This is a genomic window from Verrucosispora sp. ts21, from assembly GCF_002879555.1.
GTDB classification, from domain to species: domain Bacteria; phylum Actinomycetota; class Actinomycetes; order Mycobacteriales; family Micromonosporaceae; genus Micromonospora; species Micromonospora gifhornensis.
In genome coordinates this window covers 32,966-46,030 of sequence record NZ_PNOZ01000037.1, presented here as the reverse complement: position 1 = coordinate 46,030, position 13,065 = coordinate 32,966, and the positions used below count along the sequence as shown (strand labels likewise).

10 protein-coding genes are annotated in these 13,065 nt (G+C 68.7%); 2 read left to right on the top strand and 8 right to left on the bottom strand.

Features of this window, described 5'->3' with window-relative positions; translation table 11 throughout:
• Positions 1-4: 4 nt before the first annotated feature.
• The 8 genes from C1A38_RS17375 to C1A38_RS17340 form a co-directional block, all read right to left on the bottom strand.
• A complete protein-coding gene (locus tag C1A38_RS17375; protein WP_102658860.1) occupies positions 5-1,285 on the bottom strand; it encodes an ABC transporter permease in 1,281 nt (426 codons plus the stop codon).
• 3 nt (positions 1,286-1,288) lie between these two features.
• On the bottom strand, positions 1,289-2,611 hold the full coding sequence (locus tag C1A38_RS17370) for an ABC transporter permease (protein WP_102658859.1): 1,323 nt from the start codon (positions 2,609-2,611) through the stop codon (positions 1,289-1,291).
• Positions 2,608-4,134 carry an ABC transporter ATP-binding protein gene (locus C1A38_RS17365; protein ID WP_353505519.1) on the bottom strand — a complete coding sequence of 509 codons (1,527 nt, stop codon included), beginning with the start codon at positions 4,132-4,134 and terminating at the stop codon, positions 2,608-2,610. Before C1A38_RS17365 ends, C1A38_RS17370 begins: the two co-directional genes overlap by 4 nt.
• Before the next feature lie 249 nt (positions 4,135-4,383).
• Positions 4,384-5,451, bottom strand: a complete 1,068-nt coding sequence (locus tag C1A38_RS17360; protein ID WP_102658857.1) for a BMP family lipoprotein — start codon at positions 5,449-5,451, stop codon at positions 4,384-4,386.
• 662 nt (positions 5,452-6,113) lie between these two features.
• A complete protein-coding gene (locus C1A38_RS17355) occupies positions 6,114-6,455 on the bottom strand; it encodes a hypothetical protein (protein ID WP_102658856.1) in 342 nt (113 codons plus the stop codon).
• Between the two features lie 47 nt (positions 6,456-6,502).
• Entirely contained in the window at positions 6,503-7,357 is an 855-nt protein-coding gene (locus tag C1A38_RS17350; RefSeq protein WP_102658855.1) for a sugar ABC transporter permease, read from the bottom strand.
• Positions 7,357-8,373, bottom strand: coding sequence for a carbohydrate ABC transporter permease (locus C1A38_RS17345; RefSeq protein WP_102658854.1), 1,017 nt, complete (start codon positions 8,371-8,373; stop codon positions 7,357-7,359). The genes C1A38_RS17350 and C1A38_RS17345 overlap by 1 nt, the downstream gene beginning before the upstream one ends.
• A gap of 141 nt (positions 8,374-8,514) precedes the next feature.
• A complete protein-coding gene (locus C1A38_RS17340; RefSeq protein ID WP_102658853.1) occupies positions 8,515-9,816 on the bottom strand; it encodes an extracellular solute-binding protein in 1,302 nt (433 codons plus the stop codon).
• A 318-nt stretch (positions 9,817-10,134) separates the two neighbouring features.
• Here C1A38_RS17340 and C1A38_RS17335 point away from each other — a divergent pair, with 318 nt between their 5' ends.
• A complete protein-coding gene (locus tag C1A38_RS17335) occupies positions 10,135-11,214 on the top strand; it encodes a LacI family DNA-binding transcriptional regulator (protein WP_199180233.1) in 1,080 nt (359 codons plus the stop codon).
• Positions 11,215-11,364: 150 nt separating this feature from the next.
• Positions 11,365-12,996, top strand: a complete 1,632-nt coding sequence (locus tag C1A38_RS17330) for a glycoside hydrolase family 13 protein (protein ID WP_102658852.1) — start codon at positions 11,365-11,367, stop codon at positions 12,994-12,996.
• The last annotated feature ends 69 nt before the right edge of the window (positions 12,997-13,065 follow it).

The following is a 13,065-nucleotide window of genomic DNA, read 5'->3' as shown; positions in this document are numbered from 1 at the left end:
CGGCTCAGCCCTTGATGTACGGCTTACCATCGGCGGCCGGCGCCCGCACCCGACCGACCAGCCCGGCCACCGCCAGGATCGTCGCCAGGTACGGCAGCATGGCCAGGAACTGGCCGGGGATCACACTGTTGATCGCGCCCAGGTAGGTGGCCAGTTGGTCGGCGAAGCCGAAGAAGAGCGCAGCGAGCAGCGCTCCGGTGGGGCTCCAGCGCCCGAAGATCAGCGCGGCCAGAGCGATGAAGCCCTTACCGCCGATCATGTTCTTGGTGAACGAGAAGAGCGCCAGCGTGTACGACGCACCGCCGATACCGGCGATCGCACCCGCCATGATCACGTTGCGGTAGCGCAGCCCGAGCACCTTCACGCCGAGGGTGTCCGCCGCCGTCGGGTGCTCGCCGACCGACCGGGTCCGCAGCCCCCACCGGGTCCGGAACAACGCGATGTGGATCACCAGTACCAGCACCAGGGCGAGGTAGAGGAAGATGTTGCCCCGGAACAGTGCAGGCCCCAGCACCGGGATGTCCGACAGCAGCGGAATCTCCCAGTTACTGAACCGGGGGGCGCTGTTGTAGCGCTCCGCGTTCGTCTGCATCAGCCGCTCGTAGAGGAAGCCGGTGATGCCGAGCGCCAACAGGTTGAGCACGATGCCCATGACCACCTGGTCGACCAGGTACTTGATGGAGAACACGGCGAGCAGCAGCGAGATGAACGAGCCGCCGATCGCGGCGGCGACCAGACCCACCCAGACGCTGCCGCTGATGCTGCCGAACAGCGCGCCACTGAACGCGCCCATCAGCAACTGCCCCTCGATGGCCACGTTGACCACGCCCGAGCGTTCGCAGAGCACACCGGCCAGCGACCCGAAGATCAGCGGCAGGGCGAGCAGGAAGGTGCCGCGCACGATGTTGACGAGTGGCATGAAGTTCTGCCCGTCCGGCGCGGCGGAGACCTGCCAGCACAGGAAGGAGAGCACGAAGGCGACCAGACCCACCGCGAGCACCGGGATGAACCAGCGCTTCGGCAGCCGGGCCAGCATCACCGCACCCGCAGCGAGCGTGATCAGCCCGAAGAGAATCGCCCCGACCGTGCCGTTGACCTCCAGCGCGGCCCCGGCGGCGTTCTCACTGAGCGTGAAGCGGGCCTGCTCGCCGGTGGCGAGCGCGCCGAACAGCACCGTGGCGAGCAGGCCGAGCGCCAGCAGCACCAGGCCCACCTTGCGGGTACGGGTCCAGTAGCCCTCGTCGACCGCGGCGACGGCGACGTCGGGAACAGCCATGGTGGACATGCCTCACCAACCCTTCGCGAGGCTCGTCTGCAGCCGGGCGGCCCGCGCGGCCCGGAGTTGGAAGATCGCCTTCACCAGGGCCGGTGCGGCGATGAAGATGACGATCAGCGCCTGCAGCACGGTGACCAGTTCCAACGAGATCCCCGAGTACGACTGCATCCGGTTGCCGCCGGCCTGCAACGCGCCGAACAGCAGCGCGGCCATGGCCACCCCCCACGGTTTCACCCGGCCGAGCAGGGCGACCAGGATGCCGTCGAAACCGATCTGGGCGATCACCAGCGGGGTCAGCGCGGCGGCCGTGGTGCCGAGCACCATCTGCGAGCCGCCGAGCCCGGCCAGCGCCCCGGCGAAGACCATGATCAGGACGTACGTCCGGGTGACGCTGATGCCCGCGGTGCGGGCCGCGTCCGGGTTGGCGCCCACCGCCCGCAGCTCGAACCCCAGGGTGGAGCGGTTGAGCAGCCAGGCGACCGCCCAGGTGGCCAGTACGGCGAGGAGGATGCCGCCGTGCGCCCGCAGCGGTTCGCCGAACAGGCGCGGCAGTTGGGCCGAGGCGTCCACCGGCCGGCTGATCGCATCGGTGCGGTTCGGGTCCTGCACGCCCTTCTGCACGATGAGCCAGGTCAGGAAGTAGACCGCGATGTAGTTGAGCATGATCGTGTTGATCACCTCGTGGGCGCCGGTCCGCGCCTTGAGGATGCCCGGGATGAAACCCCAGACGGCGCCACCGAGGGCCCCGGCCAGCACCGCGACCAGCAGGTGGACCACGGGGGGCAGCGGCAGCAGGAAGCCGGCCAGCGCCGCCAGGATGACGCCCATGATGGCCTGCCCCTGGGCGCCGATGTTGAACAGACCGCCCCGGAAGGCAAGCGCCACCGACAGGCCGGTGAAGACCAGCGGCGCGGTGTACGTGAGCGTCTCCGAGATCGGGCTCAGCGCGGCGGTGAGGGTGGTCGCGCCCGGGTCGAAGACCGAGCCCTTGAACAGGTTCGCGTACGCCTCACTGACCAGGGTCCAACTGGCGTTGATCGCGTCCGACGGACGGGCCGTGATGTAGGCGTAGGTGGCCAGCACGTCCGGATCAGAGATGATCATCAGGACGGCACCGACGACCATGGCCAGCACCAGCGACAACAGGGTCACCGTGAAGGTGTTGGCGGCCCACAGGTTCTCCAGGAACAGCCGTCCCAGGGTGGGGCGCTGGTGCGGTGCGGTCGGCGTGGTGGCGGCCTCGGCCTGCTCGGTGTTGCCGAGCGTGACCTGGGCGGCCTGTTCCTCGCTCGCCGGCTCCTTGTCCGGGGAGCCCGGCTGAAGGTTGTCGGTCATGCCTTCTCGTCCTTGCTGCCTGGCCCCTCGGGACCTGACGCCACGCCGTCGGTGGTCGCCGGGGCGTCGCCCGTCGAATCGGGGGTGATGCCCGCCATCAGCAGGCCGATCTCCTCGCGGGGGGTGTCCGGGCCGACGATGCCGATGATCTGACCGCGGTACATCACCGCGATCCGGTCGGCCAGCCCGATCACCTCGTCGAGTTCGCTGGAGACCACCAGCACGGCGGTGCCGACGTCGCGCTCGCGGATGATCCGGCTGTGGATGAACTCGATCGAGCCGACGTCCACGCCCCGGGTGGGCTGGGCGGCGATGAAGAGCTTCAGCGGCCGGGACAGCTCCCGGGCCACGATCACCTTCTGCTGGTTACCGCCGGAGAGGGTGCCCACCGGCGCCTGCGCCGAAGAGGTGCGTACGTCGAACTGCTCGATCCGCTCCTTGGCCGATCTGGCGATCGCGTCCGGCCTGATCGACAGGCCCCGGCCGAACGGCGGCCGGTCGTAGATGTCCAGGACCAGGTTCTCCGCCACGGAGAACTCCTTGACCAGCCCGTCCACGCTGCGGTCCTCCGGGACGTAGCCGACGCCGGCCCGGAGCACCTTCTTGGTCGACCAGCCGTCGATGCGCTGCCCGTCGAGGGTGACCGTGCCGGCGAGCAACGGGCGCAGCCCCATGATCGCCTCGATCAGCTCGGTCTGGCCGTTGCCCTGTACGCCCGCGATGCCGAGCACCTCGCCCGCGCGTACGGTCAGGTCGACGCCGTCCACCGCGCGGACCTGCCGGTCGTCGTCGACGACCAGCCCGGCGACCTCCAGGACCGGCTCGCCCGGGGTGGCGGGGGTCTTGTCCACGGTCAGCCGGACGGTACGGCCGACCATCAGCGCGGCCAGTTCGTCGCGGCTGGCCTGCGGCGAGGCCGTGCCCACGGTCCTGCCGCGCCGGATCACGGTGATCCGGTCGGCGATCGCCTTGACCTCGCCGAGCTTGTGGGTGATGAAGACGATCGACTTGCCGGCGGCCTTGAGCGACCGCATCACCGCGAGCAGGTCCTCGGTCTCCTGCGGGGTGAGCACCGCCGTCGGCTCGTCCAGGATGAGCAGGTCGACGTCCCGGGTGAGGGCCTTGACGATCTCCACCCGCTGCTGGATGCCGACCGGCAGGTCCTCGATCATCGCGTCCGGGTCGACCCGCAGGTTGTACCGCTGCGACACCTCGGCGACCTCGCGGCGGGCCCGCCGCCGGTCCAGGAACCCGGCGATGCCGCCGCGCACCTGCTCGGCACCGAGCATGATGTTCTCGGTGACGGTGAAGACCGGTACGAGCATGAAGTGCTGGTGCACCATGCCGATGCCGGCCGCGATGGCGTCGGACGGCCCGCGCAGCTTCAGCGGCTCGCCGTCGACCAGGATCTCGCCCTCGTCGGGCTGGTAGAGCCCGTAGAGCACGTTCATCAGGGTCGACTTGCCAGCACCGTTCTCGCCGAGCAGGGCGTGAATCTCTCCAGGCTCCACCGTCAGGTCGATGTGGTCGTTGGCGACCAGATCACCGAACCGCTTGGTGATGCCGCGCAGTTCGAGTCTCAGCGCAACCTCCTGGGAGTGCGAAGCGATGGTGCAGCGTAGCCGCTGGCGGACGGGGCACGGCGCCGACCCGGCCGGGGTGCGCCACCGCCCCGCAGCGGGACTCCCCGCTGCGGGGCGGCCGGTTCATGGTGTGGCGTACCCACCGCCCGCCTACGGTGATCGTCGCATCGCAGGCGGGCGGTGCAGGGCTCAACTCTTCGGCTGGGCGGCCGACTCGACCTTGACGGTGCCGGCGGCGATGTCCGCCTTCAGCTTGTCGACCTCGGCCTTGAGCTCGGCCGGGACCTTGCTGTCGAACTCGTGGTACGGGGCGAGCGAGACGCCGTCGTTGGCCAGGGTGCCGACGAAGCCCTGCTCGGCGCTGAGCTTCTCGCCACCGGCGGCCTTCAGCACGGCCTCCTTGACCGCACCCGGGATGTTCTTCACCACGGTGGTGATGATCGCCGAGCAGTCCGGCGTGCTCTCGCAGCCGTCGACGTCCACCCAGATGGTGTTGTACTTGCCACCGGAGGCCTTGGCCGCACCGGTGGTGCCGAGGCCGGCGCCGCCGGCGACCGGCATGACGATGTCCGCACCCTGGGCGACCAGCGCGTCGCTGACCTTCTTGCCCTCGTCCTGCTTGACGAAGTCGTTGGTGAAGGAGCCGTTCTGGGTCTCCTTGTTCCAACCGAGGGCCTGGACCTTGGCGCCCTTGGCCTGGTTGTAGTGGGCCACGCCGTCGACGAAGCCGTCCATGAAGATGGTCACCGGCGGGATCTTCATGCCGCCGTAGGTGCCGACCTTGCCGCTCTCGCTCATGCCGGCGGCCACGTAACCGGCGAGGAAGCCGGCCTGCGCGGTGTCGAACTCCATCGGGTAGACGTTGGCCACGCCGGGGTTGGCGTCGACGATCGCGAACTGCTGGTTCGGGTTCGCCTCGGCGATCTTCTTGGTGGATTCGCCCATCAGGCCGCCGACGGCCAGGATGAAGTCGCAGTCCTGGTTGACGTACGCGGAAAGGTTGGGCTCGTAGTCGGCCTCGGCCCGCGAGGCGACGTACTTGATGTCGATGTTGCTGTTCTCGGCCTTGGCGGCCTCAAGGCCCTTCCAGGCGGAGGCGTTGAACGACTTGTCGTCGATGCCGCCGACGTCGGTGACCATACAGGCGCTGTACTTCTCGCCGCCGGAGCCGGCGTTGTTGTCCTCATCCGGCGCCTCGCCACAGGCGGCAGCGCTCAGTACGAGCCCACCCGCCGCGATCATCGAGGCAATCCGCATCCCACGCACCGAGCGCAAGACGTCTCCCTTCCATTGCACACCGCGTGGTTGCGGTGGCTGCCCTTGAACCGGCCTGCGCCTTGCCGCCGGTCTCCCACGTTACGGACGCCGAGCGTACGCCCGCGTCCATCTGACCAACGACAAGCGTGCAGGACTGTTGGAGGCCTGTTACCCGTACGTAATGCTTACGGTGGGGAAGCTCACGCTCTCGTAACGCTTTGTCAGGTTTGATCACCTACCGGATCGAGCCACCGCGATTGCGGATCCGGCATTCCGTCGAATACCGGTCATCGCGCTGACGGTCGCCCCCATACCGCTCATCGTCGACCACATTTTCGATCTTGCATTCCGCACGCCGGGGCCAGCGAAAACGACTACCCCGCAGCCCGGGATCGCGGTCGCGGTCACGGTCATCCACGCCGGGAAATCCCCATCGCCGCACCGCCCCGAGACATCACCGAGGGTCGCCGTACGATTTGCGCCACCACAACAGAGCCCGACGCAAATCGGCTTTCGCAATCAACTGCGGCACGGCCAGCGGATACCCGCTCCACCGCGCCGAGCAGCACACAGGGTCAGGCGAGGCCTTTCGCGGCCCCGCCCGACCCATCGACCTCTGGAAATCAAACCGGATTCACACAATCATGGTGCGAATTCGCCGGTCACCGCCAGAAAACCGCCACCGCCGCATTGACAAGCGTCAGCCCGATGATAGCGAGGAAGTGGCCTCGGTTGACCTCGTCCCGCTTCCGGGAGAAGAAGACCATCACGAAGATCGCCAGGGAGATGAGGAACTTGACGACGAGCTTCGCCGGATCCGGCTCGTCACCGTCCCGCAGCGGGGCCGCCAGGCCGGTGCCACTCAACAGCTGGATCACCGCGCCCCAGAGCATGGCGGCGTTGATCCGGAGCTTGCCGCTGATGTATTGCACGATCGCACCACCCAGCAGCAGCGCGAACCCGATGAGGTGGATGTAGAGAAGGATGAGTCGGAGTGCTTCCATCCGCCTATCCTGCCCTATCAACGACGGATCGTAGTAGAGCCACCCGGTCAGCCCTTCGTGCCACCGGCCGTCAAGCCGGACACCAGGTGCTTCTGGGCGAAGAAGAAGACCAGCCCGGCCGGGATGGTTACCAGGACGGCGGCGGCCGTCAGGTACTCCCACTGCGGGTTGAACTGCGGCACGAACTGCTGGAGCCCGTACGCCAGGGTGAACTTGTTGTCGGTCTGGATGAACGCCGAGGCGTACGCCACCTCACCCCAGGCGGTGAGGAAGGTGTAGAAGGCGGTGACCGCCACGGCGGGGCGGGCCAGCGGCAGCACCACCCTCCAGAAGGTGGCGAACGGCCCGCAGCCGTCCAGCGCCGCCGCCTCGTCCAGCGAGGTCGGGATGGAGTCGAAGTAGCCCTTCAACATCCAGGCGCAGAACGGCACCGCGATGGTCAGGTACGCGACGATCAGCGCGGGCATGGTGTTGATCAGGCCCAGCCGGGCCAGGATCGTGTAGATCGGCACGATCAGGATGGCCACCGGGAACATCTGGGTGACCAGGAAGACCATCATCAGCGGCCGGCGGCCCGGGAAGTTGAACCGGGACACCGCGTAGCCGGTGGTGGCGGACAGGAAGATGCCGATGGTCATGGTGAAGGCCGCGACGATCACCGAGTTGAGGAACCAGCGCGGGAAGTTCGTCTCGGTCAGCACGTAGCGGTAGTTGGCAAGCGTGGTGTCCCGGAACAGGGTCAACTCGCTGCTCTGGATCGCGTACCCGGGCTTGAGCGAGGAGAGCAGCACCCAGGCGATCGGGCCGATCGCGATCAGCGAGGCCAGGATCAACGTGCCGTGCAGCAGGACGGACATCGCCGGACTACGTCGCCGGTGCCCACGGCGCGTCACCTTGCTCATCACCACACCTCGCCTTGCTTGCGCAGCACCCGCCGGTAGAACACCGAGAAGACCAGCAGGATCGACAGGATCAGTACGCCGTACGTCGACGCCAGCGAGTAGTTGCGGATGCCTTCGAAGGCGGCCCGGTACGCACCGGTCACCAGGATCTCGCTCTGCCCGGCCGGCTGCCCCTCGGTCACCAGGAAGATGATCGGGAACATGTTGAAGGTCCAGATGGTGCCGAGCAGCACCACCGTCATGCTGACCGGACGCAGCCCGGGCAGGGTGATGTTCCTGAACCGCTGCCAGGCCGACGCGCCGTCGATCTCGGCCGCCTCGTACAGCTCACTCGGGATGGTCTGCATGCCGCCGAGCAGGGCCACCATCATGAACGGCACACCCAGCCAGACGTTTGTGACGATGGCGGTGAGCAGGGCCGTCCACCGGTCGGCGAACCACGAGACCGGGTCGATGCCGAGGGCGGTGAGCAGCGCGTTGGCCAGGCCGAAGCGCTCGTTGAAGATGAACTTCCAGGCGAACGCGCTGACGAAGGCCGGCACCGCCCAGGGCAGCACCAGCACCACCCGGTAGAACCCGCGCGCCCGCATCGGGCGGTTGAGCATGTTGGCCAGACCCAGGCCCAGGCCGAAGTGACAGGCCACGCAGACGAACGTCCAGATCAGCGTGACACCGGTCCACTGCCAGAACTCGCCGACCTCGCCGGTGAGCACCCGCACGTAGTTGTCCAGCCCGACGAACTCCCACTTGTTGGGGTTGTCGGTGCAGACCTCGCCGCCGGTGATCGACCTGGTGCAGATCTCGGCGACCTGGTTGGCCTCGGTGAGGTTGGTGAAGGAGAGCCAGACCCCGCGGAACAGCGGGTAGAAGATCAGAACTGCCAGGACGATGACGACGGGCAGCACCATCGCCCAGGCGTACCAGTGCTTCTCCCAGCTGCGGCGCAGCCGGGAGGGACGAGCAGGTCGGCCGGGCGGCGTCGACGGCGGCGCCGGGTCGGCAGTCACGGTGGTCATCCAGCTGCGCTCCAGAGCAGAGGGTCCGGCCGGGTCGGCGACCGTGACGGTCGCCGACCCGCTGCCGGGTGCCGAAGGTTCACCGGCGTGTCACCGGTGTACGGAGGCGGGCCTACCGCGCCGGCCCGCCGACGGTGGGACTCAGAGCCCGTAGCCGGGAACGACCTCGGCCTTGTACTTCTTGGCGACGCCGTCCAGCGCGGCCTTGGGGTCCTTGTTCTGGATCAGGACCTCGGTGGCCATCTGGTCGAGCGGGCCGAAGAACTGGCCGGCCTCGGGGATCCACGGGCGACCCACGGCCGCCTCGTTCACCGCCTGGAAGGCGGCCACCACGGGGTTGTTCTTGACCGCGTCGACCTGGTACGCGGAGGTGCGGGTGGGCAGCAGGCCGAGCTTCTCCGACAGGAACGCCTGCGACTCGGCGGAGGCCATGAACTTCACGAACGCGACGGCGGCGTCGATCTTCTCCTGCGGCATGCCGGACCAGATCACGTAGTTGTGGCCGCCGACCGGGCCACCGGCGCGGGCCGAGCCGGCCGGCACCGGGGCGATGCCCAGGTTCTCCAGACCGCCGAAGTCCGGTGCCGAGGAGACGTTGTTGACCTCCCACGGCCCGTTGATGATCATGGCGACCTTCTGCTCCTTGAACAGGGTCATCATGGTGCCGTACGCGTCGTTGGCGGACGGCTTGGCGGCGGCGCCGCTGTCGATCAGGTCCTTGGCGATGGCCAGCCCGGCGGCGTTCTGCTCGGAGTTGACGATGATCTTCTTGGCCTCGGGGTCGACCAGGTCACCGCCCTCGCCGTACATGAAGGGCAACATGAAATAGCCGGCCGGGTTGACGTACACGCCCTCGGCGCCGGTTGAGTCCTTGATGGTCTGCGAGGCGGACTTCAGCTCGGCCCAGGTCTTCGGCGGCGCGCTGATGCCGGCCTTGGTGAGCAGTTCCTTGTTGTACATCAGCGCGAGGCTGTCGGTGACCTGCGGGATGCCGTAGGTCTTGCCGTCGTACTTGTTGGAGGCGAGCGGGGTCGCCAGGAAGTCGGTCGCGTCGCTGAGCAGCTCCGAGCCGTCGAGCGCGTAGAGGTAGCCGAGCGAGGCGAACTCGGGCACCCAGGCGACCTCGGCCCGCAGGATGTCCGGCGCGCCGCTCTTGGCCTGCGCGGCGGTCTTGAACTTGTTCTGGGCCTCGCCGAACGGGACCGACTGGTAGTTGATCTTCACGTTCGGGTGGGTCTGGTTGAACTTGGCGATCAACTCCTTGAACGCCGGGCCCTCGTTCTGCGGGTCGGAGGTGTCCCACCAGGTCAGTTCCGCGGTGAGGGAAGCGGGGTCTGCCTTGGGCTGCTCCTCGGCCGCCTTGTCCTCGCCGCCGCACGCGGCGACGGTGAGGGCGAGACTGGCGGAGGCGAGTACGGCGATCCCCCTGGCTGTGCGACGCATGTTCGCTCCTAAATTGCCTGCCGGGTAACGGCGGGGACAGTAGCAAGAGTTTTCGTAACTCGAAACCCCTTGCGAACATCCCTGCAACAACCGTGCCCCATCCGCAACGTCAATCGTCGACAAGTGTCGCCAACTGGGCATTTCCCCGCCCGCCGGGGCGGGGACACCTCACCCAAGGTGAGCAGGAGTCCACGTACAGCCCACGCTCACGTGGGGATGCGCAAGCTCGGCGGGCACCTTTTTCGGCACCCGCTGCTCGATTGTGCAAGTTCTTGCTGCCTACTGCGCAAGAACTTGGCCGTGAGCTACAGTGCCGCCATGCGCGCTCGCTTGTCCGACATCGCCCAGCAGGCCGACGTCAGTGAGGCCACGGTGTCGCGGGTGCTCAACGACCGCCCCGGCGTGGCGCCCGAGACCCGGCAGGCCGTCCTGACCGCCCTCGACGTGCTCGGCTACGAACGCCCCGCCCGGCTGCGCAAACGCAGCGCCGGGCTGGTCGGGCTGGTGGTGCCGGAGCTGGACAACCCGATCTTCCCGGCCTTCGCCCAGATCATCGAGTCGGCCCTGGCGCCCACCGGCTACACCCCGGTGCTGTGCACCCAGACTCCCGGCGGTGTCCGCGAGGACGAGTACGTCGAGATGCTGCTCGACCGGCAGGTCTCCGGCATCGTCTTCGTCTCCGGCCTGCACGCCGACACCGCCGCCGACCACGACCGGTACCGGACCCTGATCGCCCGACCACTGCCCATCGTCATGATCAACGGGTACGCCCCCGGGCTCGGCGCACCGTTCGTCTCCTGCGACGACCGGGAGGCGGCGGAGCTGGCGGTCGCGCACCTGGTGGCCCTGGGCCACCGTCGGATCGGCCTGATCACCGGCCCGGACCGGTTCGTGCCGGTGCTGCGCAAGGTCAGCGGATACAAGACGGCCATGCAGCGCCTCACCGACATCCCCGAGGACGAGTTGGCCGACCTGACCGAGCTGTCGCTGTTCGGTGTGGAGGGTGGCGAGGCGGCAGCCGGTCGGCTGATCGAGCGCGGCGTCACCGGCATCGTCTGCGGCTCCGACCTGATGGCGCTCGGCGCGATCCGGGCCGCCCGGCAGCGCGGACTCTCCGTGCCGGGTGACCTCTCCGTGGTCGGGTACGACGACTCACCGCTGATGGCCTTCACCGACCCACCGCTGACCACCATGCGGCAGCCGGTGGCCGCGATGGCGGTCGCCGCCGTCCGGGCGCTGGTCGACGAGATCAACGGGCACGGTGCCCCGCACTCGGAGTACCTGTTCCGGCCTGAACTGGTGGTACGCGGCTCGACGGCGGTGGCCCGGACGGACACCCCGCCCGCGCAGGGCGGTTCGCAGCGCCCCACGCCACCGGCGTTCGCGGTTCCGGCGTGACATCAGCCGCACTCCGGCGGCCGTAGGGATTTCTTGCGCAAGGTCTGCTTGACTCTTGCAGCGCTGGCCCGGCATTCTTCTCAGACACCCGCGTCCCACCGATGCCACGCCGGGTGCCGCCGTCCCGCGCCACAGAACGGGGAACACCCGATGACCGTCAGCAACCCCTCGCCGCTGACCTCCGACGCCGACTGGTGGCGGTCCGCCGTCGTCTACCAGGTCTACGTCCGCAGCTTCGCCGACGCCAACGGGGACGGCATCGGCGACCTGCCGGGCATCCGGGAACGCCTGCCGTACCTGCGCGACCTGGGCGTGGATGCGCTCTGGCTGACCCCCTTCTACACCTCCCCGATGGTCGACGGCGGCTACGACGTCGCCGACTACCGGGACGTCGACCCGATGTTCGGCACGCTCGGCGACTTCGAGGCGATGATCACCGACGCCCACGCACTCGGCCTGCGGATCATCGTCGACATCGTGCCCAACCACACCTCCGACCAGCACCCCTGGTTCCAGGCGGCGTTGGCGGCCGGGCCCGGCTCACCCGAACGCGAGCGTTACCTGTTCGCCGACGGCAAGGGCACCGACGGCGAACTGCCGCCCAACGACTGGGAGAGCATCTTCGGCGGCCCGGCCTGGACCCGGGTGCCGGACGGCCAGTGGTACCTGCACCTGTTCGATCCCGCCCAGCCCGACCTGAACTGGCGCAACCCGCAGGTACGCGCCGAGTTCGAGGACATCCTGCGGTTCTGGCTGGACCGTGGGGTCGACGGGTTCCGCATCGACGTGGCCCACGGCATGATCAAGGCCGAAGGGCTGCCGGACGTCGGCTTCAACTCGATGACCACCGGCCGCCGTCAGTCCGAACTGCTCGGCAAGGGCCGGCTGCCCTACTTCGACCAGGACGAGGTGCACGACATCTACCGCGCCTGGCGGCCCATCCTGGACAGCTACCCCGGCGGCCGGATGGCGGTGGCCGAGGCCTGGGCCGAGACCCCGCAGCGGCTGGCCCGCTACATCGGACCGGACGAGCTGCACCAGGCGTTCAGCTTCGACTTCCTCGACGCCACCTGGTCGGCCGACTCGTTCCGCAAGGTGGTCGACACCGCGCTTGCCGAGTCGACGATCGTCGGTGCCCCGACCACCTGGGTGCTGTCCAACCACGACCGTCAGCGGCACGTCACCCGCTACGGCGACGGTGAGGTCGGCTTGCGCCGGGCTCGCGCCGCCGCGCTGATGATGCTCGCCCTGCCCGGCTGCGCCTACCTTTACCAGGGTGAGGAACTGGGGCTGCCGGAGGTGCTCGACCTGCCCGACGAGCTGCGCCAGGACCCGGCCTTCCTGCGTACCGGCGAGAGCCGGGACGGCTGCCGGGTGCCCATCCCGTGGAGCGGCGAGGTGGCCCCGTACGGCTTCGGGCCGGTCGGCAGCGAGCTGAGCTGGCTGCCGGCCCCGGCCACCTGGCGTGCGCTGTCGGTGGCCGCCCAGAGCGGCGTGCCCGGTTCGACCCTGGAGCTGTACCGGGCGGCCCTGCGGATCCGCCACACCCACCCCGCCCTCGCCGGCACCGGCGGCATCACCTGGCAGGAGACCGCGCCCGGCGTGCTCGCCTTCAGCCGGTCCGCCGGCGACACGGTGCTGACCTGCGTGGTCAACACCGGCGACACCCCGGCACGGATCGACGGGTACGGCACCCCGCTGGTGGCCAGCGAGGCGCTCACCGAGCAGCACGATGGCCACGTGCTCCCCGTCGACGCGGCCGCCTGGTTCGAACGGCGCTGAACGGGTAGTCCATCAGCAACCTGGTCGTCCGGCGTGCTGCGCGCCGCCGGACGACTGGGGCTGAACCTC

Excerpts from the sequence above, each read along its gene's own strand:
- C1A38_RS17375 (WP_102658860.1), bottom strand. The coding sequence starts at position 1,285 with ATGTCCACCATGGCTGTTCCCGACGTCGCCGTCGCCGCGGTCGACGAG.
- C1A38_RS17370 (WP_102658859.1), bottom strand. The coding sequence starts at position 2,611 with ATGACCGACAACCTTCAGCCGGGCTCCCCGGACAAGGAGCCGGCGAGC.
- C1A38_RS17360 (WP_102658857.1), bottom strand. The coding sequence starts at position 5,451 with ATGCGGATTGCCTCGATGATCGCGGCGGGTGGGCTCGTACTGAGCGCT.
- C1A38_RS17355 (WP_102658856.1), bottom strand. The coding sequence starts at position 6,455 with ATGGAAGCACTCCGACTCATCCTTCTCTACATCCACCTCATCGGGTTC.
- C1A38_RS17350 (WP_102658855.1), bottom strand. The coding sequence starts at position 7,357 with ATGAGCAAGGTGACGCGCCGTGGGCACCGGCGACGTAGTCCGGCGATG.
- C1A38_RS17345 (WP_102658854.1), bottom strand. The coding sequence starts at position 8,373 with ATGACCACCGTGACTGCCGACCCGGCGCCGCCGTCGACGCCGCCCGGC.
- C1A38_RS17340 (WP_102658853.1), bottom strand. The coding sequence starts at position 9,816 with ATGCGTCGCACAGCCAGGGGGATCGCCGTACTCGCCTCCGCCAGTCTC.
- C1A38_RS17335 (WP_199180233.1), top strand. The coding sequence starts at position 10,135 with ATGCGCGCTCGCTTGTCCGACATCGCCCAGCAGGCCGACGTCAGTGAG.
- C1A38_RS17330 (WP_102658852.1), top strand. The coding sequence starts at position 11,365 with ATGACCGTCAGCAACCCCTCGCCGCTGACCTCCGACGCCGACTGGTGG.